Annotated in this window: 13 protein-coding genes, 2 tRNA genes and 4 pseudogenes; 13 read left to right on the top strand and 6 right to left on the bottom strand. The window is 61.7% G+C overall.

The annotated features are described in order from the left end of the window. Window positions 1-1051: ATP-binding cassette domain-containing protein (locus tag AC1DS6_RS40510; RefSeq protein ID WP_477104612.1), on the top strand; the 1051-nt coding region annotated here is incomplete at its 5' end. 468 nt (window positions 1052-1519) lie between these two features. On the opposite strand, the gene AC1DS6_RS40505 is transcribed toward AC1DS6_RS40510, so the two are convergent. After that, window positions 1520-2317 carry an IclR family transcriptional regulator gene (locus tag AC1DS6_RS40505; RefSeq protein ID WP_477104611.1) on the bottom strand — a complete coding sequence of 266 codons (798 nt, stop codon included), beginning with the start codon at window positions 2315-2317 and terminating at the stop codon, window positions 1520-1522. 172 nt (window positions 2318-2489) lie between these two features. Here AC1DS6_RS40505 and AC1DS6_RS40500 point away from each other — a divergent pair, with 172 nt between their 5' ends. From AC1DS6_RS40500 to AC1DS6_RS40470, 7 genes and pseudogenes are all read left to right on the top strand, one after another. After that, window positions 2490-4247, top strand: a complete 1758-nt coding sequence (locus AC1DS6_RS40500) for an FAD-dependent oxidoreductase (protein ID WP_477104610.1) — start codon at window positions 2490-2492, stop codon at window positions 4245-4247. 90 nt (window positions 4248-4337) lie between these two features. Next, a complete protein-coding gene (locus tag AC1DS6_RS40495; RefSeq protein ID WP_441634776.1) occupies window positions 4338-5096 on the top strand; it encodes an SDR family NAD(P)-dependent oxidoreductase in 759 nt (252 codons plus the stop codon). Between the two features lie 58 nt (window positions 5097-5154). Beyond that, complete coding sequence (locus AC1DS6_RS40490; RefSeq protein WP_441634764.1) at window positions 5155-6510, top strand: MFS transporter; 1356 nt, start codon at window positions 5155-5157, stop codon at window positions 6508-6510. Beyond that, window positions 6507-7667 carry an MFS transporter gene (locus AC1DS6_RS40485; RefSeq protein ID WP_441634766.1) on the top strand — a complete coding sequence of 387 codons (1161 nt, stop codon included), beginning with the start codon at window positions 6507-6509 and terminating at the stop codon, window positions 7665-7667. The genes AC1DS6_RS40490 and AC1DS6_RS40485 overlap by 4 nt, the downstream gene beginning before the upstream one ends. 225 nt (window positions 7668-7892) lie before the next feature. Continuing rightward, window positions 7893-8198 (top strand): annotated as a pseudogene (locus AC1DS6_RS40480) (porin); the annotation flags it as partial. A gap of 46 nt (window positions 8199-8244) precedes the next feature. Next, window positions 8245-8478, top strand: a pseudogene (locus AC1DS6_RS40475) (DUF4158 domain-containing protein); the annotation flags it as partial. Continuing rightward, a pseudogene (locus tag AC1DS6_RS40470) lies at window positions 8477-8809 on the top strand (transposase); the annotation flags it as partial. The pseudogenes AC1DS6_RS40475 and AC1DS6_RS40470, both read left to right, overlap by 2 nt. Window positions 8810-8932: 123 nt before the next feature. Here AC1DS6_RS40470 and prpR read toward each other — a convergent pair. Then, window positions 8933-10855 carry a propionate catabolism operon regulatory protein PrpR gene (gene prpR, locus AC1DS6_RS40465; protein WP_477104609.1) on the bottom strand — a complete coding sequence of 641 codons (1923 nt, stop codon included), beginning with the start codon at window positions 10853-10855 and terminating at the stop codon, window positions 8933-8935. Between the two features lie 231 nt (window positions 10856-11086). Between prpR and AC1DS6_RS40460 the strand changes: the two genes are divergently transcribed. After that, window positions 11087-12064, top strand: a complete 978-nt coding sequence (locus AC1DS6_RS40460; protein WP_477104608.1) for a Bug family tripartite tricarboxylate transporter substrate binding protein — start codon at window positions 11087-11089, stop codon at window positions 12062-12064. A gap of 41 nt (window positions 12065-12105) precedes the next feature. Then, window positions 12106-13098 (top strand): quinone oxidoreductase family protein, encoded by a 993-nt coding sequence (locus AC1DS6_RS40455; RefSeq protein WP_477104607.1) that lies wholly within the window; start codon window positions 12106-12108, stop codon window positions 13096-13098. Between the two features lie 681 nt (window positions 13099-13779). Here AC1DS6_RS40455 and AC1DS6_RS40450 read toward each other — a convergent pair. Continuing rightward, window positions 13780-13998 carry a hypothetical protein gene (locus AC1DS6_RS40450; RefSeq protein ID WP_477104606.1) on the bottom strand — a complete coding sequence of 73 codons (219 nt, stop codon included), beginning with the start codon at window positions 13996-13998 and terminating at the stop codon, window positions 13780-13782. A gap of 379 nt (window positions 13999-14377) precedes the next feature. Continuing rightward, window positions 14378-15379, bottom strand: a complete 1002-nt coding sequence (locus tag AC1DS6_RS40445) for a PDDEXK nuclease domain-containing protein (protein WP_477104605.1) — start codon at window positions 15377-15379, stop codon at window positions 14378-14380. Between the two features lie 633 nt (window positions 15380-16012). Here AC1DS6_RS40445 and AC1DS6_RS40440 point away from each other — a divergent pair. From AC1DS6_RS40440 to AC1DS6_RS40430, 3 genes are all read left to right on the top strand, one after another. Next, window positions 16013-16336: an H-NS histone family protein gene (locus AC1DS6_RS40440; protein WP_477104604.1), complete on the top strand. Its 324-nt coding sequence runs from the start codon at window positions 16013-16015 to the stop codon at window positions 16334-16336. Between the two features lie 338 nt (window positions 16337-16674). Then, window positions 16675-16745 (top strand) — tRNA-Gly (locus tag AC1DS6_RS40435). Window positions 16746-16750: 5 nt separating this feature from the next. Continuing rightward, window positions 16751-16829: transfer RNA gene (locus AC1DS6_RS40430), tRNA-Ile, on the top strand. 31 nt (window positions 16830-16860) lie between these two features. On the opposite strand, the gene AC1DS6_RS40425 is transcribed toward AC1DS6_RS40430, so the two are convergent. After that, complete coding sequence (locus AC1DS6_RS40425) at window positions 16861-18540, bottom strand: SulP family inorganic anion transporter (protein WP_477104613.1); 1680 nt, start codon at window positions 18538-18540, stop codon at window positions 16861-16863. Window positions 18541-18841: 301 nt separating this feature from the next. After that, window positions 18842-21308: pseudogene (locus tag AC1DS6_RS40420) on the bottom strand (Tn3 family transposase); the annotation flags it as partial. Window positions 21309-21454 lie beyond the last annotated feature (146 nt).

Below are 21454 nucleotides of genomic sequence, written 5' to 3'. Positions count from 1 at the left end.
ATTCAATCGTCAACGCGTCACCCAAAAAGGCAGAAGTAAACGCGAGACTCAGACAGTTTACAAGTGCCGCTTCAAGTCCTTGAATGTAAACACTTTTCCGGGGCGCCAGGATCGCTTCGGTGGGTCAACGATGTGTATAACCGCATGGCTTGAAGTCGGGCGCGCGATCCAAGCGGCCGGCGCATTTGCCGCGATATTGAGTGCACTGACGATTATCGTTGATAATTTCGAGAGCCTGAGCCTATTTGTCGCAGGACTGGACCGCCTGGACACATTCTCCGGCTATCTCGCGGCGAAACCAGCGAGCCCGAAGGAAGCAGAAGACGAGATTCAAGTATTACAAGACTCCCGTTTGGCACTCGAGCATGTGACTCTGCAGACGCCTAGTCGTGAGCGGACGCTGATCAAGGACCTGTCCGTCTCAGTCAACCCAGGGGAGGGCCTCCTCATTGTGGGCGTGAGCGGGGGTGGAAAGTGCTCGCTTTTACGCGCGGTTGCGGGCCTGTGGAACACCGGCAAGGGGCGGATCGTCCGGCCAGGCCCAGAGGAGATGCAGTTCTTACCACAACACCCCTACATGGTGCCCGGTAGCTTGCGCGACCAGTTGCTATATCCCAACAACAATCACGGGAGAATATCGGACGGGGAACTTCTGCGGCTGCTGGAGATGGTGAACCTTCCAGATCTCATCGAGAGATTTGGTGGATTGGATGCGGACCTGGACTGGGGAAAAGTTCTCTCCGTCGGTGAGCGGCAACGGCTCGCTTTCGCTCGCGTGTTGCTTTCAAGACCTCGGTATGCCATGTTGGACGAGGCGACCAGCGCGTTGGATATTGGCAATGAGGAGGATCTGTATTCTCAACTGTGCAGCACATCCACCACTCTTGTCAGCGTCAGCCACCGCCCCACGCTTCTGAAATACCACCACCAGGTACTGGAGCTGAAAGGAAGTGGGCAATGGCAGTTGTATTCATCCAGCAATTTCAGCTTTGCTTGGCCCCCGAGCACCGCCAAAGCGGACTTGCTACGTGACGGTCGACATTGCGAGTAGTGGGGCAGCGTAATCGTAGCGACGGCCGTGGCGAGGAATTCTCCTTCTGCCTGGGTCCCACCCCGTTGTGCGCTGCATCGGCAACACGCACCGAAGGTCCGCTATGGACATGATGCGCGCACGAACGGACCCATCGCAGATGGTCGTTATCGATAGGGCGTATCGGTCCGCAACGGCCGACCGCCCGCCGGATGGCATCGTTCGACGAAGGGCCGCTGTCAGAGTGAAGCCGACGTTCAGATGTCCGCGCAACGACGTGGATGAACGGCCGAAACTGGCCGGGAGGAGCCGTCCGCCGCCGTGTCGGCCAACGGCGCTTCATCGGCCGTTTCTGCCTTTCGTCCAATCCCACGTGTAAGCGCCGGCATCGCACAAGCCTCAAGATAGACGGACCGTCGTCGGGCAAGAAATGGCCGCTCATGGAAACGACCATTTCAGCCCCCTGAAGCTAGACGACTGTAAGCACTTCTACGAGCCCCTGTAGCCGAGGCGCTTCGAAACCGCCTGCGCACACGCATCCAGTGCTTTGGCCACCGGCCCCTCCCAATCGGTATCAACAGTGCCGGTCGGTCCCATGATGGTGATCGTCAGCGCAATGTTTCCCGAATAATCGAACACCGGCGCAGAAAAGGCGACGATCCCTGGCGTGGGATGGTTGATGCTGCGGGACATGTGGCGCGCCCGCGCTTCCTTGATCATTTCCTCGACCACGGCGGCGTCCAGCGGATGCGCAATATCGGGGCCGAGCCGAATGCGATCGTCCAGCAACAGCTTTTCGGTGAACTGCCGTGGCAGGAATGCCGAGAAAACCCTGCCGGTCGCCGTATTGGCGAGCGACATGACCGTGCCGGTGCGGATGTTCGTGTGGATGGGATAGGACGCATCGATCAGCCGCACGATGACCGGCCCAAGGTTTCCCCAAACAGCGAGCGCGACCGCGTGCGACGTCTCTTCCGAAAGCGCTTCGGCGAACGGTGTGGCCTCGCGGATCGGGTTCAGCGTCTGCAGGCTGGTTAGCCCGAGCTGGATGGCCATCGGGCCGAGCAGATAGTGACCCGTGACCGGGTCCTGGGCGACGAGCCCGATCTTGCCGAAGCTCACCAGATACGGATGGATCTTGCCGGACGGCATGTTCGCCGCCTTCACGAGATCGCGTAGCGCCATCGGCCTGGCCTCGGAGGCCAGCACCTTCAGGATTTCTCCTCCCACTTCAATCGACTGGATGCCGCGGCGCTCTCGCTCGGGTGCCTGGTCGGTCTGTTCCACGGTATGTCCCTGCCATGAGATGGATAGTGGGCGCAGTATAGCACTAGACAATATCTAATGAACAAGCGTAGGGTTAACGTGTAGATAATTTCAAGCGCGCTAGTACTAATCTAGCAGGCATGGTGGTGCCGCTCTTGGCGACCGTACCGCCCGCACTTGAATGGAGAAGTCGATGTCTACACTGCAACAGGAAAAATGTGATGTTCTGGTCATCGGATCAGGCGTCGCCGGCATGTCCACGGCCATTACTGCCGCCAGCCGGGGGCTGAAGGTCATCGTGGCCGAGAAGGCGAGCTACTACGGCGGCACGACGGCCCGCTCGGGCGGCTGGCTCTGGGTGCCGAACACCCATCTGGGCAAGGCATACGGCCATCACGAACTACCGGACCAGGCGCTGACCTATATCCGGAACCAGGCCGGCGCCGGGTTCGATGAGGCGCGTGTACGCGCCTTTCTGGCGAACGGCCCGAAAGCGATCGAGTTCTTCATGACGAAGACCGCCGTCCAGTTCGACATGCCGCTAACGTTCCCGGACTACCACGCCGAGGCGCCCGGCGCCGCACAGGGTGGCCGCTCGATGGTGACGCGTCCGTACGACGCGCGCGAGCTCGGCCCGCTGCTCAAAACCCTCGGCCCCGTGCTGCCGGAACTGACGGTCTTCGGCGTAACGATCGGCTCCGGCAAGGAGATCGTTCACTTCATGCGGGTGACGCGATCGCTGCAGTCCGCTTGGTATGTCACCAAACGTCTGACCAAACATTTCCTGGAGGTGATGAAGTACGGGCGGGGCATGACGCTGACCAACGGCAACGCGCTGGCCGCGCGGCTCGCGAAGTCGGCGGCCGACCTGTCGATCCCGGTATGGCTGTCGTCGCCTGCCGTGCAGTTGTTGCAGGAGGGGGGGCGCGTCTCCGGCGCGGTGCTTGAGCGCGACGGCCAGCGGGTCAGCGTGAAGGCGCGTCACGGTGTGGTGCTGGCCAGCGGCGGATTCCCGCACAACCTCGAGCGGCGCAAGGAGACTTACCCGCACGTGAAGGCCGGGCACGGCCACTTCTCGCCAACGCCGCAGACCAATGTGGGCGACGGCATGCGCATGGCCGAAGAGGTGGGCGGTGTGTTCGACAAGACCCTGTCGAATGCCGCCGCGTGGACGCCTATGTCGCTCGTGCCGCGCAAGGACGGCACGACCGGCATCATGCCCCACTTCATCGACCGGGCGAAACCAGGCGTGATTGCCGTCAGCCTGGATGGCAAGCGCTTCGCCAACGAGGCGAACTCATACCACGATCTCGTGCAGGCGATGATCGCCGCCTCGAAGGGCAAGCCGGAGACGGCGTGCTGGCTGATCGCCGACCATGCGGCGATCCGGCGCTACGGCCTCGGCTTCGTGAAGCCGTTCCCGATGCCGCTCGGGCCGCATCTGCGCAACGGCTACCTCAAGCGCGGCAAGACGATCGAGGACCTTGCGAAGCAGATCGGTGTCTATCCGGCGACACTCGCCGCCACCGTTCGCCAGTACAACGAAGCGGCGCAGTACGGCCGCGATCCCGAGTTTGGGCGCGGCAGCAAAGCCTACAACCGCTACCAGGGCGACGCGCTGCACACGCCCAATCCCTGCGTCGCACCGCTGGCCAACGGTCCGTTCTATGCGCTCAAGCTCGTACCGGGCGACCTTGGCTCATTCATGGGCATCCGTACGAACGAGCACGCCCAAGTCGTCTCCCGGGACGGCGATCCGATCCCCGGCCTCTACGCAGCGGGCAACGATGCGGCAAGCATCATGGGCGGCGAGTACAGCGGTGCGGGCATCACGCTCGGCCCGGGGCTGACCTTTGGCTATGTCGCGGGCAACCACATCGCCGATCACGTTCAGACCACGCTCCCGAAAGCGAGTGCGGCTGCGGCGCGCGAGCCTCTGGCCATGCACTGAGTTCCCTACCCGATTTTTGTCACCCACGCGGCCGCATTGCGGCGGCCCCGTGGCGGCGTTCACCCTGAATTTCCCTCGATTGCAATCATGATGATTCCTCAACTCCTGACCGGGAAGGTCGCTTTCATAACCGGCGCGGGCCAGGGCAACGGCCGGGCCATCGCCATCGGCCTCGCAGAAGCCGGCGCGACGGTCGTCGTGACCGACATGAACGAAGCCAATGCCGACGAGACGGCGGCGATGATCGATGCCCGTGGACATGCGGCACGAGCCTGCGCGCTGGACGTGACCGATGCCGCGCAATGCCGCGCCGTCGCCGAAGAGATCACCGCCTGCGTCGGCCCCGTCGACGTGCTGGTGAACAACGCCGGCATACTCATTCGCGAGGGCATCGACAGCGAGAATGCGCTGGCCAACCTGCAGCGGGTGATGAAGGTCAACCACGAAGGGACTTTCAACGTCTGCCACGCGTGGCTGCCGGCCCTGCGGCAGACCCGTGGCGCCATTGTCAACGTCGCGTCCATCGCGTCGCTTTCGGGCCAGCCGAACACGCTCGGCTACTCGCCCTCGAAGGGCGCGGTGAAGATGCTGACCCAGTCGCTGGCAGCCGACCTCGCGCGCGACGGTGTGCGCGTCAATGCCATTGCACCGGGCGTCATCGAAACGCCCATGACCGTTTCCACGCGCACGGACCCGGCGAAGCTCGAACGCTTCATGTCCCGCATCCCAATGAACCGGGTTGGGCAACCCGAAGAGCTGGTGGGCGCGGTGCTGTTTCTCGCCTCGTCGATGTCCACCTATGTGACCGGCGTGACCCTGCCCGTGGACGGCGGGTACCTCGCCGCCTGACCCTCACAAACGAGGCAAGCGCGCACAGCGCGCTTGCCCGCCCATCCAGGAGACAACGATGAAACAGGCATCCCGCACCATAGACGTGCAGTCCTTCATCGACGCCGAACGCTTTTCCCCTTGCCAGTGGCTGGTCCTCGCCTTCTGCTTCCTCGTCGTGGCGGCTGACGGCTATGACACGGCGGCAATCGGCTTTATCGCACCGGCGCTGGCGCACGAGTGGGGCATCGGCCGCGGCGAACTTGGTGTCGTCATGAGCGCAGCACTGGGTGGCCTGAGCCTGGGCGCGATCTTCGCGGGACCCGTGGCGGATCGCATTGGCCGGAAGACGGTACTGGTGGCGGCCGTCACGTGCTTCGGAGGATGGACACTCGTTGCCGCCCATGCACAGACCGTCGGCACATTGACTGTCCTGCGCTTCCTGACCGGACTCGGGCTCGGTGCGGCCATGCCGACGACCATCACGATGATGTCGGAATACGCGCCGTCGCGTCTGCGTTCCCTTGCGGTGAATGCCATGTACTGCGGCTTCTCCGGTGGGCTGGTGGCGGGCGGTGCGGCATCGGCCTGGCTGATTCCTCATTTCGGCTGGCGAAGCGTGTTGACGGCTGGCGGCATCGCGCCGCTGATACTCGCCGTGCTGCTCCTTGCACTGCTTCCGGAGTCGGCCCAGTTCCTGGCGGTGCGCGCCGGGGCGCCCGAGCGGATCGCGCGCATCCTGAAGCGCATTGCGCCTCGGCAATCGCTCGAACACTGCGTGTTCGTCGCGCCGATGGCTTCGGCAGGCAAGGCGGGAAAGGCGTCGGCTCTTGCACTCATCCTGTCGGCCGGATACCGGCGGCGCACGTTCCTGCTCTGGCTGTCGTGCTTCATGGGTCTGGTGATCTATTACCTGATGACGAACTGGATGCCGACGCTGTTCCGTGAAGCCGGATTCAGCGTGGAACGTGGCGCGTTGCTGGCCTCCCTGTTTCCCCTTGGCGGCTTGCTCGGCAACCTTGTTGCGGGCTGGCTCATGGACCGCTTCAATGCCAACCGTACCATCGTCGTAGCGTACCTGCTGGCCGCTGTGCTCGTCATCGTGGTGGGACGCGGTGTCGATCATCCGGAGTTCCTCGGCATCTCGCTTTTCCTTTGTGGCACCCTGGTCACGAGCGGGGCAACTTCGATGTCCACCTATGCCGCAGGCCTCTATCCGACCGAGGCGCGTACGACGGGCGTGGCGTGGATGCAGGGCATCGGGCGGATCGGCGGCATGGCCGGCGCCTTCATCGGCGCAGGCCTTCTCGGTCTTGGCTGGGGTTTCGGCGATGTATTCGGCCTGCTCGCCGTGCCGGCGCTGCTCGCGGCAGGGTCGGTCTTCATGATCGCGAAGCCCCGGCACGCCTATCCGATGGCAAGGGTGGCGGAGTGAGGCGGTTCGGAGCTCTCGCCATTGCGGCGGTCATGAGCATGGCGTCCATGCGCGCCTGTGACGCCTTGCTTCCGGCACTGTCGTCGGACTTCGATGTACCCATTGGCATGGCGGCGTGGTCCATCTCCGCGTTCGCGCTGGCCTATGGCCTGATGCAGCTCGTATTTGGACCGCTCGGCGACCGCTTCGGCAAACTCCGCGTCGTCACCATTGCGCTGGCAGGCTGCGCCGTTGCGAACGTCATGGCCGCCGTGGCCCCGACCATGCCCGCCCTCGCGCTGGCCCGGGGACTCTCGGGCGCAGCCGCGGCGGGTGTCATCCCCATGAGCATGGCGATGATCGGCGATACGGTTCCGGTCAGGGACCGGCAGCAGGTGCTTGCCCGCTTCTTCCTCGCGACCATCGGCGGGATGATCGGTGGCCAGTGGATATCCGGGCTGATCGCCGACTGGCTGCACTGGCGCATTGCGTTCGGGGTGCTAGCGGCGGGCTCCGGCGTCGCGGCGCTCGTCGTGTGGATGCAGGGATCGGGCATGGTCTCCGACCTGATTGCCAGGCGTTCATTCGGGGAGCAGTTCCGCAGCGTGCTGGGGCAGCCACGCGCCAGACTGGTGTTCGCAGTGACGGCAATCGAAGGCCTGTTCACCCTGACGGGATTTGCCTTTGTGCCGACATATCTGCACGGCCGCTTCGGGCTCGGCCTGGGTACGGCCGGCGTGGTGGTGGCGATGTATGGCGTCGGTGGCCTGGTATATGTGGCGCTGTCCGGCGTGCTGATCAGGCGTCTGGGCTCTGATGTGCTGGCCGCCCTCGGAGGCGCGCTCCTGGGTGCCGCCTTCGCCATCGTCGCGGTCGGACCACGGTGGGAATGGAGCGTGCCCGGATGCTTCCTCGGCGGACTCGGCTTCTACATGCTTCACAACACCTTGCAGACCCAGGCGACCGAGGTGTTCCCGCCATCGCGCGGTACGGCGGTCGGGCTGTTTGCCGCGAGCCTGTTCCTTGGGCAGGCGCTCGGCCTGAGCGGCGCTGCGGCCGTCGCCGGCACCTTCGGCGAGCGATGGCTGTTTGCCGCCGCCGCCGTGGCTCTTCCCCTTCTCGGCATGGCATTCGGAGGACGGCTCCGCACAGACGGTCCCCGTCACCGTCCCGGATAGCTGCCATAGATGCCTGCCACCTGCCCGCCATCGAACCAGTTTGCGAAGCGATCACGACGCTGATCGCTGCTGGCTTCCACTTCCCGATTCACCTGACGACGGGCCGTTCGGCACGTCTATTATAGGAAATCCCTTTTTTTAGAACCCGAACCGAACATGCATCAAGACAACTGGAGGAATCCAAGATGCAAGACTTGACGACAAGAAGCGGCATCACGCTGCTGCGTGGCGCTCTCCCTGCTGGGTGCCACAGGATTGGCCCATTTCGAAGTGACCCTGTATGGCGTAGTTGATAGCGGCATCGAATACGCCAATCACCAGCCCGGGAATGGAGACAGCGTCTATCGCGTGACTTCCGGAAATATCGCCGGCTCCCGCTGGGGACTTCGGGGTACCGAAAACCTCGGAAACGGTGTGCAAGGCGTGTTCGTACTTGAGAGCGGGTTCGACGTCGACACCGGAAAATCCGACCAGGGTGGCCGCCTCTTCGGCCGCATGGCCTATGTCGGACTGCAGGGATTGTGGGGGAGCTTTGATTCCGCTGCAATATGCGACGGTTCGCAAGCCCAGCAGCCACGCCGAGCACGAATTGATCGGGCGACGGCGCGGCCCAACGATGAAGCTGGGCCTGGCGCTGCACATTGGCTTTTTGCGCATGAGCGGCTGCCTATTGGATGCGTTCAGTATCCTGCCACCAGTACTGCTTCGCCACCTCGGCACGGAACTCGGCATCAATACGCCGGATCTGGCGTCCTTGCGGGCGCTCTACGCGCGTAGGCGAACGCTCTCCGACCATCAACTGCTGGCCTGCCTGGCTGTATCGCGAGCAGTTGCGCGACATCCTTGAGCGCAAGCAGATCAACGTTGTTTCCGCAATGCTCGAGCAGTGGTGCACCAACGTCATGCGATCCAAGGTCGAGCCAATGAAGGAGGTCGCGCGCATGATCCGCAAGCATTTCGACGGTATCGCTGCATGGACCCAGACGCGCCAGACCAATGGCTTCCTGGAGGCGCTCAACGGCCTGTTCCAAGCCGCGAAGCGCAAGGCCCGCGGTTATGTGAACTTCAAAACCATGCGCACCGTGATCTTCCTGATCGCCGGAAAGCTCGACTTCTCCTCGATCAACCCGCATGCCGCATAACCCACTCGTTTTTCAAAAGAGCCTCTTTAACTCTATCGGCCGAACTCAGCCGTCTGGCCGGTCCTGATCTGGACCGGCGCCCCGCCCGCCTCGGCTCTCCCATCCCGCAATTCGACGATGGTCCTAATTTTTGAGGAGGCGCCATAGGGTGGAGCGACCAATACCCAAGCGTTTTGCGGCCTGGGTACGGTTTCCTCCACACTCCTTGAGAACCTCCTTCACATTGGCGATGGTCATGCCGGAGAGCGTGGTGTCGAGCGACTCCGGGATACAGGCCAGCGAATCGTTGTGGTCCGGATCACGGTCGAGAAGCTCGGCTAGTTGTCTTGCTGGCACTGCCGCGCCGGCTTCGAGACAAGCCATGGCAACTCGCTCGGCGAAGTTCTCAAGCTCGCGGACATTACCTGGCCAGGCATGTTGTCGGGCGACAACCAAGGCGGCGGGCAAGACAGCATCAAGCAAGTCTGCAAGCTGTACCCGTCGCATCGCCGCACTTACCAGCGAAGTTGCCAGAAAGTCGCGGTCCTCGGGGCGCTCGCGCAGCGGCGGCACCTGGACGCGCAGCACGCTAAGGCGATAGAAGAGATCTTGCCGAAAGGCGCCTTCGCGCACGCGCTCCCACAGGTCGCGATGCGTGGCGGCAACGATGCGGACATTGACCTGCAGGGTGTCGGTACCGCCGACTCGCGTCACTTCCCGCTCCTGCAAGACACGTAGCAGCCGCGTTTGCAATAGCGGCGGCATCTCCGCCACCTCGTCGAGGAAGACCGTTCCCTCGTTGGCGGCTTCGAATAGGCCCGCCTTACCGTTGCGCCGCGCGCCGGTGAAGGCGCCTTCTTCGTAGCCAAAGAGTTCCGTCTCCAGCAGCGTCTCTGGCAATGCACCGCAGTTGACCGCCAGGAACGGGTGCCGCCGCCGCCGACTGGCGTTATGCAGGCCTTGGGCAAGCAGTTCCTTGCCGACGCCGGTTGGCCCTGTGATCAGGACGGTGGCATCGCTTCGCTCGGCCGCAACTCGGCATCGGGTAACGGTGGCGGCCATGGCTGGCGAGGCGCCTACGACGTCCTCAAGCTTGTACCTGGCTGTTTGTGAGTGCGTGTACCGATGCGCGCGGAGCCTGTTAAAGGCCCGCTCGACCCGTGTCGGCTGGTGGAGCGTCAGTACCGTTCCCACGCGCACGTTGCCTTCATACAGCGGCGCGCGGTCAATGATCACCGTGCGTCCGTCGATCTCCTCGACGGAGCCGCTCTCATGCTCGGCATCGGACATTATGCGTCCCGGACGCAAGACAGCGAAGGGCAAAGGCAGCGTCTTCCCGGTGGATGGGATGAGGGGGCTGCCCACTAGTTTCTCCGCTGCGGGATTGGCCGCGATCAGCCTGCCGGCGGCATCCAGCGCGACAACGCCATCGCCAAGATGATGGAGGACGCTGTTCAGCAGCGAATATCGAGAGCGCTCGACCGCCTTCGCGCTTGCCAGGCCGATCGCGTCTTCCAGTGCAAGCCGCACCGAGTTGACGGAATAGAGGAACACGCCTGCCATGCCCTCCGCCGCTGCCGCCTGCATAACCACGCCCGCCCCGACGACCACGCGCATATCCATGCGCCGCAATTCGTCAATGACGTTACGGGCGTCCTGGGCGGATTCGTACGAGCGAAATACAATCGGCAACGCGAACACTTCCGCAAACTTCGCCATGTCATCACCTGCATCGCGGTGGAGCACCACAGCAATACGCTCGGAGATCGCCCTGGCCCGGACAATGGCGGCCATCACGTCATGGCCGCCGACGCGTACCGAGACCACGGGAATCGACAAGTGGCTGCGCAGGAATTCAGCATTCGCGCCTGCGGAGACCACCACATCGCACGGCGCCGTTTCCTGCCGACGCTGAATCTCAGCGAGCGCCTCATCAAAATGCGCGTCGATCACGCTGACTTGCGCGCGTGTATGAAACGTCGCACCCACCTCGCGGATGTGCTCTGCAAGCTGGTAGGCGCTGACACCAACGATGACGGGGCGACCTGGCTTTGGGAGTTCTTGCATGAGAATCAGGCCGGCGTGACAAATGACGGTTAGTTTAGCGTTTTATTGGGGCGTTTCAAAGTGGGACGAATGCGTTTCAACTTGAGTCAGCGCATTCGCGTTCCAAGCTGCCACCGATGTAATTTATTGTTAATAATCATATGGTTACAGGGTAGTATGAATTTGCCCAAACAGCTGGCATGGGCATTGCGGTAATGCGGTCACACACAAAAAAAACGCTGCAGGAGACCCATGAATCGCAGAGCTTTCAACCGCATGGCCTTGACCTTGCTCGGCGCCGCCCCGCTGGCGGCGGCGCGGCCCGCCGAACGCTATCCCGAGAAGCCTATTTCCCTTGTCGTCGCCTACAGCGCGGGCGGGAGCGCAGACTTGCGGGCACGCCAGGTGGGCCGCTTCATGAGCACGGCCTTGGCGCAGCCCGTCGTCGTGGAGAACCGGCCCGGCGGCGCGGGAAACATCGGGACGCAGTACGTGGCACGGGCGAAGCCAGATGGCTACGTGCTTGGCATCGGCAACCTTGGCCCGTTGAGCGTCAATCCTTCGCTGTTTGCCAACCTCGCGTTCGATCCAGCCAAGGACCTAACGATGATCGCGCTGATCGAGCGCGGCCCGCTGCTGCTGCTGGTCAGGCCGGATTCGCCGTACCGGACGGTGGCCGACCTAATACGCTCCGCCAAGGCCAGCTACGCGGGCCTGACTTACGGATCCAGCGGAGCGGGCGGCGCGCATCATCTTTGCGGCGAATTACTGAAGTCCATGACTGGCAGCAACCTGGTCCATATCCCGTACAAGGGCGGCACTGGGGCCATGGTCGACCTGCTGGGCGGCCGGCTGGATTTCCTGTTCGAGCCGATGTACTCCGCGCTGCCGGCTACACGGGCGGGCAAGGTGCGCTCTCTGGCGATCACCAGCAAGGCGCGCTCGCCATTGCTCCCGAACGTCCCCGCCATGAATGAAGCGGGCGTCCCCGGCTTTCAGGTGGAAAACTGGCAGGGGCTGGTCGGCCCCGCTGGCATGCCGACCGCGATTGTCCAGGTTCTCAACAGGACCGTCGATCAAGCGCTCGATGACCGCGACTTTCGCGCCCTCCTGCTATCCCAGGGCAATGAGCCCGTCGGCGGGACGCAAGAGGCATTTGCCGCTTACGTCAAGGCAGAGAGAAACCGCTGGCAACAACTGATCCGCTCCAGCGGAATCGAGCCAAGCTGACTTACACCGACTGTTTTTTACACCACAGCACAGAGAACGAAATGAAAGCCATCATGATCGAGAGCTATGGCGGCCCCGAAGTCTTGCAGCGCCGGGAAATGCCAACGCCGGAACCCGGCCCCGGCGACATCGTCGTCAAAGTCGCATTCGCCGGCATCAATTTCATGGATGTGCATACGCGCCAAGGCAAGTATGCGACGTCGACAACCTATCCCGTGCGACTCCCGTGCACCCTGGGGATGGAAGGAGCCGGCGAGGTGGTGCTTGTCGGCAGCGATGTCAGCCGCTTCGTAGCCGGCGACCGGGTGGCATGGTGCATCGCTTGGGGCAGCTATGCCGAGTACACCCGCGTGCCGGCCGGGCTCGCAGTCCGGCTGCGCGACGACATCGCCTACGATCAGGCGGCAGCCAGCCTCTTCCAGGGCAGCACCGCGCACTATCTGCTCAACGATGTGGCCAGGCTACATGCCGGGCAAACCTGCCTGGTGCACGCCGCCTCCGGCAACATCGGGCAGTTGCTGGTGCAGATGGCCAAGGCTGCCGGCGTTACTGTTTTTGCGACGGGCAGCTCGCCGCAAAAGTGCGCGGTGGCGCGTCGCCTCGGAGCCGATTACGCCATGGCTTACGACCAAGGGCGATTCGCCGACGCAATACGCGAGGCCACGCAAGGTCGCGGCGTTGATGTGGTCTTTGACTCGGTGGGGAAAGCGACACTGCGCGACAGCTTCCGCGCCACGCGCAAGCGCGGCCTGGTGATTAACTATGGCAACGTTTCCGGCTCGGTGGACGACCTGGACCCCATAGAACTGGGGGAGAGCGGCTCTCTGTTCCTGACCCGGCCTCGATTGGCAGACCACATGTCCGATCCGGAGACGGTACAGCGGCGGGCGGATGACATTTTCGCGGCGCTCGCCTCCGGGGAAATCCATATGCCCATCGCAAGCCGCTATGGCTTTGACGATGTGGAGAGGGCACATGCGCTGATCGAGCAACGGCAACAAATTGGGAAGTCCGTATTATCGATTGCTGGTTAGAGGCGGCACTGGATTGGCGCGTGCGGCGCGGACAATCCCCGCGGGTTTCGATTGCGGCCCGCTGGCCTCCGCCTGCCGAAGGCCCGGAGAGCGGCTGTGAGCGGTCATCCAGGCTGACGTTGCCGATCGTCTCTAGCAGTCATCTACCTCCAACCGAGCGAACGGCCGAAGCGGGAAGAGCCGTCCGCGGTCGTCGTGCCAACGCGCCGCTCGTCGGCGCGGACTTTTGCACATAATCGGACGTCCACGCAACGACAGACTCGACTGTTTGTCGAAAGGTACCCCACGGCCTGGGGAACCGTCCGACCCTCAGTTGTCCGTCGGCGAGCGGTGGGTTGGAACCGGTTCAAAGTCGAAATGGGCGGCAGCATACACGGCATTGCGCGTTCATAGTTCTTCCCCGTCCTTATAGAAGGTGACCCATTTGCCGTCGCTGACGCATTGGGCGCCGGGAAAAACCTCCTCATGGCCGTTGGGACCGTCCAGCGGGAAGGGCGCGTGTGGCGTGGCCCAGTAGTGGCCGTTCGGTAAGGCTGTGATCGATTTTCGGGACATTCTCTTCGGCACCGCCATGCGCAGTCACGCAACGCGCGATCCGACCCGCCGCGGCGAAACGTATTGTGTCAATCCCGCAACGGCGTGGCACCGTCCCGAGACATCCTCGTGTAGCCTCACTGCCAATTACCTCCTGCTATACGGTGCAAGTTCGCCATGGCGCAATGCCTCCAAATTGCAGTCCGAGCCTTCGGCGTCGGCGCCATCCTTGTGATCGTCGCCGTTGCCTCCCGGCAAGTATATCTGCGGGTCGCTGCTGAGGCTGGCATTGCCGGCGGTGAAGAGGATCCCGCGGCAAATGTTGACCCGATGCGAAGCCATCACAGCCGCCTGCAGAATCGGCATATTTCCGAAGGCGCTGTGGATGCTAACGAAAAGCCGAGTGCCCGTTGCGTAGAGTCCTGAGGACTACCCAATCTGCGATTCGCTTTCTGTCCGACGAAAGAGGGACCCAAGCGTAGCGCCTTTCCCGCCTAAGCCGGGTGCTGGCGGGACAACGCCGCGATAACGTGCATTAAAAGGCGCATATTCGGCGCCCAGCGCGCCAGTCTAGTCAATGTCGCCCGATTGCTCGATATGCCCCAGGTCTTCCATAGTCTTGCAAGATCCGGTCGCGGCGCCGCTGACCATCGCCCGGGAATACGGAATCGGCCGCGCCAGTCCCGGTCGTTTGCATTTTGCGCTGGAGGTGAGTCTCATTGCGTGAGTGCATGGAGCATGCCACTCACACGGGAGGCAAATCCTGTTGGTAGAACTCATGCAACTTGGCCTGCAAGAGGGCCTTGTCGGGCAACTGAGTCTGATATTCGGCAATCAACGCTGGCGACAGGCTGCGACTGAGTGCATATTCAACCACTTCGTCGTCCTTGCTCGCGCAGAGCAATACACCGATAGCCGGCCGCTCATGTGCCTTCTTCACATCCCGGTCTAGCGCCTCCAGGTAAAAGCTCAGCTTTCCCATATACTCCGGTTCGAAACGGCCTACCTTCAATTCAATCGCCACAAGGCAATTGAGCCCTCGGTGGAAGAAAAGCAAGTCCAGCGCGAAGTCCCGCCCCCCTACCTGTAACGGGAATTCGCTGCCCACAAAGCAAAAATCCCTCCCTAGCTCAATGAGAAAGTGCTTTAATCGTCTCAATAAGCCGCGGTGCAGGTCCGCTTCGCCATGGCCTGTCGGCAGGTCAAGAAACTCGACCAGATAGGTGTCCTTGAAGACACCCAAGGCTTCCGGGTGAGTTTGTGACACCAGCGGTGACACTTTTACCGGGTTCAGTACCGTGCGTTCGAACAGGGCAGCCTTGAACTGACGCTCCAGTTCCCGTTTGCTCCATTGCTCCTGGATCGCCAATCGGAGGTAGAACTCTCGCTCCTCCCTGCGCTTGCTCTGGCTGAGGATGATCAGGTGGTGCGTCCAGGGCAACTGGCTCACCAATGTCGAGACGATCTCGTTGTCCTCATAAGCCTCGTAGAACTGCCGCATGCGGAACAGATTCCGACGGGTAAAACCTTGCAAGCCCGGCTGCGTTACTGCCAGGTGTTCGGCCAGTTGGGATACCACGCCATCGCCCCATTCCGCCGAGGCGATCTTGCGGCTGATCCTCTGTCCAATCTGCCAGTAAAGTGCGATCAGCGTTGTATTCACCGCGCGGACCGCCTGCTGTCGGGCAGCAGTAATCAGTCGAGTGATCTCGGAAAAATCGTCTTGGGGTTGCAGTGAAGTGCTCAAGCCTAGGTTGTCTCCGGATTGCGGGACTCGAAATAATTGGACTCAGTGAGTTTATCAAACAAGGTAGCTCACCGTGCTTCGCTTCCGCTAGCAGCCTCTGAGGGACCTCTCGTGCTCGATGCCGAGTTGGTCGAAGGCCTGCCATAGAAGCTATGGTTCGCCGCGCAGGTTGACGAACATCTTGTCCAGATGCCAGGTCACCTCGTCTCGGCGCTTTTGCATCAGGGGGTCAAGGAGTCACTGTCAACTTAAAGGCCCGGTAGTGAAAGTTGGACACGACCTAGGCTTCAAACCATGGTCACAGTTTCCAGGCGGGGATCATCAGGTGCGCGGTGCGCTGGTACTTCCGCTTTAACCTCAGGCTGCTTGAATGCCAAACGATGTTCCCGGGCGCGCACGCGGACAATGTCGCAATTAGATTGCGACTGACGTCTACTATCCTCTGCGCTGCAGACCGGGTGCCGAAAATCTCCGCTTGCTCTACCGTCACGAATATCGACACACAGGCGAGCGAATTGAAGCCAAGGGCTCCATTACCCATTGACTGGTGCCGACGTCGATATACCGTCTGAACGTGTTGCAATATTCGAAATAATGTACGATGCTGGAGTCACCATAGAAATGGAGAAAACCATGGCATCATACAAACAGTTGCTCGCGGAAAAGGAAAAACTCGAGGCTCAACTTGTCGAAGTACGAGCAACGGAAGTCGCTGGCGTTATCGGGCAGATTCAAGCCCTGATGGCGCAGTACGAGTTAACTGCCGACGACATCGCTCCAAAGCGTCGCCGTGGCCGTCCCGCAACAGGCCCGGCGGCTAAGGCTCCGGCAAAACCCAAGACATCTCTGCCGCCAAAGTATCAAGACCCCAAGACAGGTGCAACTTGGACTGGCCGTGGCCGTGCACCGGCTTGGCTCGGCAAGAATCGCGACAAGTTCTTGATTCCAGAAGCGTGAGCGCTGGGCCGGCCCAACGACCGTCGGTTTGATGCAATTATTGGCAAATATTCGCCGCGCCGTGTGAGCCCTTAGTTTCAGTTGGGGCCAAGCGGCCCGGCTTTCCTCCGGAAAACTGAACCCTTCCGCGAACACGGGCGTGTGCTGGCTCGGCCCGGAAACGTGCACTTAGCTTCCGCGCATGAGGCCATCAAGTTTGTGCGGCAGACAATCCCCGGGAGATTTTTAGTCTCATGTTTATGAATCTACGCTGTTGGCAACCTTGCGACCGACAGCAGCGAAGAGGGGCACCCGTGCCACACCGATTTGGGTAGCTGCTATCATGCCGCGCATCGCGCGCGGGTGTAGCTCAACGGTAGAGCAGAAGCCTTCCAAGCTTATGACGAGTGTTCGATTCCCTTCACCCGCTGCATCGGGCCTTTAGCTCATGCCTGGTTAGCGCAGCGGACTCATGATCCGTTGGTGCCGTGTTCGACTCACGGGAGGCCCACCAATCAGGGCTAGGTTGCCGGGCGACGACAGGCTCAGGCTGAATGGGATGGGGTCTTTGGGGATCGAGGCGGACATTCCTTGAATATCTTCGCGGTGCAGCTTGCGCAGATTTCCGGATCAAGCTTGCGAAGCACGGCGCGCAGGGCGTCATCCTTGCTGCTGAATATATTTTGCGGGCCGAGCCTGTCCTGGAAGCCTGTCTTGTCCCAGATTCTGAGCACGTCCGGGCGCGGCCGATGGAAGTAAAGACCGCCGCCGGCTGTGCGCCGCGCGGCCAGTTCGCTTTCCCACAATTCGGCGCCTGCCAGGTCGATGAAGTTCATGCTTTTCGTCATGGCCAGCAAGTGCGTTTGTCCGGGGCGTCGGTTGCGGATGTCATGGAGGTATTCGGTGACGTGCTGGACCGCGCCGAAGTAGATGGCGCCTTCAATGCGCAGCAGCTTGAGCTGGGGACATTCCGCTGGCGGCCCTTCGAGGTTCTCGATCGGCTTGAACCGGCGCGCCGGGTCATTGGGGTCTGGCACCAGGCTGCGCACAGCGGGTCGGGAGGTGCGGTAAAGGTAGGCAATGAGAGAGAAGATACTGCCCAGCATGACGGCGATTTCCAACCGAAGCACCAGGGTGGCAATGAATGTTCTCAGTGCGATGGCGAATTCGGTGCGACTCAGGCGCTCGATCTCGCGCAGGCGGCGTACGTTAACCAGCCCGGTTGACACCAGCAGCAGCATGGCTGCGATGGCCGCCAGGGGAATCTGTGCGAGCAGCGGCGCGCTGACGGACACCAGCAGCACGAGCAGAAGAGCAGAGAAGACGCTTGCCAGAGGTGTCTTCGCACCTGCCTCGAAGTTTGGCATGGAACGGCCCAGGGAGCCGCAGGAGATATAGGACGAAAAGAAGCCTCCCAGGACATTGGACAGGCCTTGGCCGATGAACTCCCGGTTGGCGTCGATATGCTGGCCGGAACGTATAGCCACCGCCTTGGCGATCGAGATCGACTGGCCGAGCGCGACGATGGTCAGGGCAGCGGCGATGCCGAACAGATCCGGGATCGATTGCCATGAGATGGTTGGCAACGCCAGTGGTGGGATGGCGGAGGGGATGGGGCCAATGACATCAACACGGTGACCGCTCCCGAGCAAGGGCATGGCGAACACCATGGAGGCGCCATGGCCAGCAAGCAGACCGATCAGCATAAAGGGGACCCGCGGCGAAATCCGTCTGGCCAGGAGCGTTCCCGCCAATGTCACGAGGCCGACAGCAACAGCGGTCCAGTTGATGTCATCGATATGCCGCGCCAGATAGCTAACCACACCAAAGGCGCTGGTGCCGGCAGGCATATGCAGACCGAAAAAATCCTTCAGCCCATAGAGGCCGATCAGGGTCGCCGCGCCGCCTGTGAAGCCAAGCAGCACTGATGGCGAGATAAAGTTGGCGATCGAGCCCAGGCGCAGCGCCCCGATCAGCAGTTGCATGATGCCGACGAGGATGGTGATGGCAAGTGCCAGTTGGATATAGTCGGGGCTACCGGCTATTGCCAACGGACTCAGCATGGCCATCAGCGCCAGTGAATTGGCGTTGGTCGGACCTGACATCACATGCCAGCTGGAACCGAACACGCCGGCGATGATGCACGGCACCACGGCAGTGTAGATGCCATACTGCGGCGGCAAGCCCGCCAGCGTCGCAAATGCGACGCCTTGCGGTAGTACCAGGTATCGCTTTGTTTTCGCTGCAGTTTACCGGGGCAGCAGCCCCCAGTATTCATGCGGGTTTCCGGCCGGTGCCCCAATAAATTCCTGTAAAATCAACCACTTGCTGACTGGTCCATTCCCCGTATCCGCAGATGTACCGATCGCGACACAAGCATGGCCGCGGAGGCAGGGATGTAAGCCTCCAAAATGCTTAATCGCGGCCGACGGATGGACCAACGTCGAGCCTTTGCCGGCAGGGGATATATGCCGCTGATGCGCAGGCTTTGGCACCGTCCTCTGAGCCGCCTTCAAAGCAAAATGGTCATGCCGTACGCCACTGCGAAGGTGAGTCGGGCCGGAACGCCGAGGTGGGCATGAGCCGGTGCGCATAGCGCGCGATGGGAAACTCAAAAGTGCCCCGCAGATTGATTCCCTCGATATGGGTGGGACCGATATACCGAAGGCCCTCAGATCGAGTCGAGTCGCCGCCGATCTTCTCGAGGATGTTCCAGCTGCGTTGCATGTGCATCGTATTCCAAGCCATCACCGAATTGGATAGCAAGGTCAAGGCCGATGACACTGCCGCCAGCGACGCGTCATGGCGGGCCAGCTCGATCGGTATCTTGCCGGAATGGATCGCCCGCTGGAGAATGTGCACCGCTTCACCGCGGTTCAGCGCGTGCTGCATCTCATGGCGAAATGCGGTATTCGTGAAATAGTCGATCAGGAAGATCGTACGAAACAACCGTCCGAGATGCATGCCGGCCTCATAGACGAGTTGTCCGCGCGCCGCCACCCCAAAGCGCGTAAGTGCCTGGACTGCTGTGCATTGCCCGCTTTGCACGGATGCCGCAATCCGCACCAGCTCGTCCCAGGCGCACTCAATGAGGCTCAGTCGAACATCTGCATCGGTGACGGCAGCCAGTTCGCTAGGCACATTATGATGCCTGGGAACATGCAGACGTCTGTCGCGCAGGTGGGACAGTCGCGGACAGAGGTCGAAGCCCAACAGCCGTGACAGACTCATCGCGAAATCTGTAAAGCCGTGCGTATCCACTGCAAGTTGCGCTATGTCTTCCGAACTGCCTTGTCGGATCACGCCCTCGATCGCTGCGCCGGCCTGGCGCTCATTGAGCAAAATTGGCTGGTCATAGAAGATGCCCCACCGATCTCGAACGTGAGTGTACATCCCGATCGATGCAGTCCGCCGGCGTGGGTCGGCCCGCGCTTTCCAGACAGAACGTGTCGTTTCCAACGACATCATGTCTGACGAGGCCAGATCGGAGCGCCCCCAATGCTGGGAAATTGGGTGCTGATGCATGAAGGTCAGCACGGCTTCAGCCGCGTGGCGCAGCTTCCGCTCGTCCGCAACGCGATGCATCATCTGCCGGATCGCGGAAGGCGACAACTCCGGCACCATTCGGGCGAGATCCGCAGCTGACATCGAGGTGCCGTGCGCGAGTATCGCTGCGTAGACCAATAGCAATTCGCTACGGGAATGAGGCTCTCTTCCCAGCAAGAGCCAACTAAAGTGCGAGGCGCTGTCGATCTCGAGCAGGATCTCAGGCAACTGTCCGCCCGGGTGCTGCTCGAACAGTGCGCCTCGCAATGTCTCCACATTCGAGGGCCTGGCGCTTGCCACCAAGGGGTCGATGTGGATCGCATCGTCAATCTTGAGTTTCCCACACACGACAGCGTCCCGCAGCTTGGCGAGGCTTTCGTCCAGATGCGCGATCACAGGCGCCAGAAATGCCTGACCATCCTGTGGCAGCTTGAGATGGCCATAGAAGTGGTTGCGTTTGGCCTTCCAATCGCTGGCGCCGATCAAGATGGCCGCTTGGCTTCGAAAGGCAAAGCTGTGCTCAAGGAACACTGAGCCGTTGCGCAGTGCCACCCGTAGGGCGAATAGCGTGCCCCACTCGAAAGCGGCCAAGGCCCGCTGACGGTCCTGTCCCTCCAGAGCGGGTTGCCAGGCGCGGCCAAGTCGAATCGTGATTTGGTCGGGAAGATGATCGGACTTCCGCGCGTAAAGTTCCTGGAGCACTGCCAACGCTTCAGTCACCGGGTGTGCTGACAGGGCGGAGAATGGCAGCAAAACCAACCTGCCGAGCAATGCCCGAACCTGGCGGTGTCGCGAAAGGAGTTGCGCGCGGATCAGGCTGGCACGGCTGGGCGCACGCCGGTTAAGCGCCGCGTCGGCCAGCGCCGACAGCTGCTGGCAGAGTGCTTCACGGGTTAGCATCTCATCCGCGGCCAGTGCTTTGACCGCGGTTGCGAACTCTCGCATCTGGGTGCCAGGGTCCGGTCGGCCAGCCTCAATCAAGCGCCGACCGTCATTCACGGACTTCTGAATCCAGTGTCGCAACATGGTCGCCAGATGATCCGAGGCGGCGCATAGAGCGTAACGCAGAAAGCAAGCAGCTTCCAATCGGCGGGGTTGCTGCGCGACACGTTTGCTTACTGATGGCGGACGATTGGCACAACGCCTGCCATAGTAGCGTATCAGCGCTTCATTGCACGCCGCTGGCCAGTTTCGGTGAATGCCCATCTTGTAAAGGAGTTCGACCTTGTCGAACATCCCCCAACTGATGGGTCGAGGTTCGCAATGGGACGGTCCAAAGCCATTGCTGCAGGCTCGTGTGATCGCCATGCGGGTGCGCAAGTGCTGTGCCCCACGTGTCCAAGGAGGCAGCCCCGTAGGCGCGCACTAGAGCGACGGCAAGCGCCGTCTCGGCCGTGGCGACGGCCTGGCTAATCAGTCTTTTTCGTGCGCGGTCATGGGGTATTATTGAGACTTGTATAAATCATGACAACCGATTTGAGTCTGACGCATTATCTGACCAAGGCGTTGATCGGGAGTCGATTGCATGGCTGGGAAGATGGACGAAGCGACCAGAAAGCGGGTTTGCGCTGGACGGATGCTGTTAGCGAACAA

The sequence above is a fragment of the Cupriavidus sp. 05L310 genome, from assembly GCF_056398185.1.
Note: the sequence above shows the minus strand (reverse complement) of the source record. Positions and strands in the feature narration are given on the sequence as shown.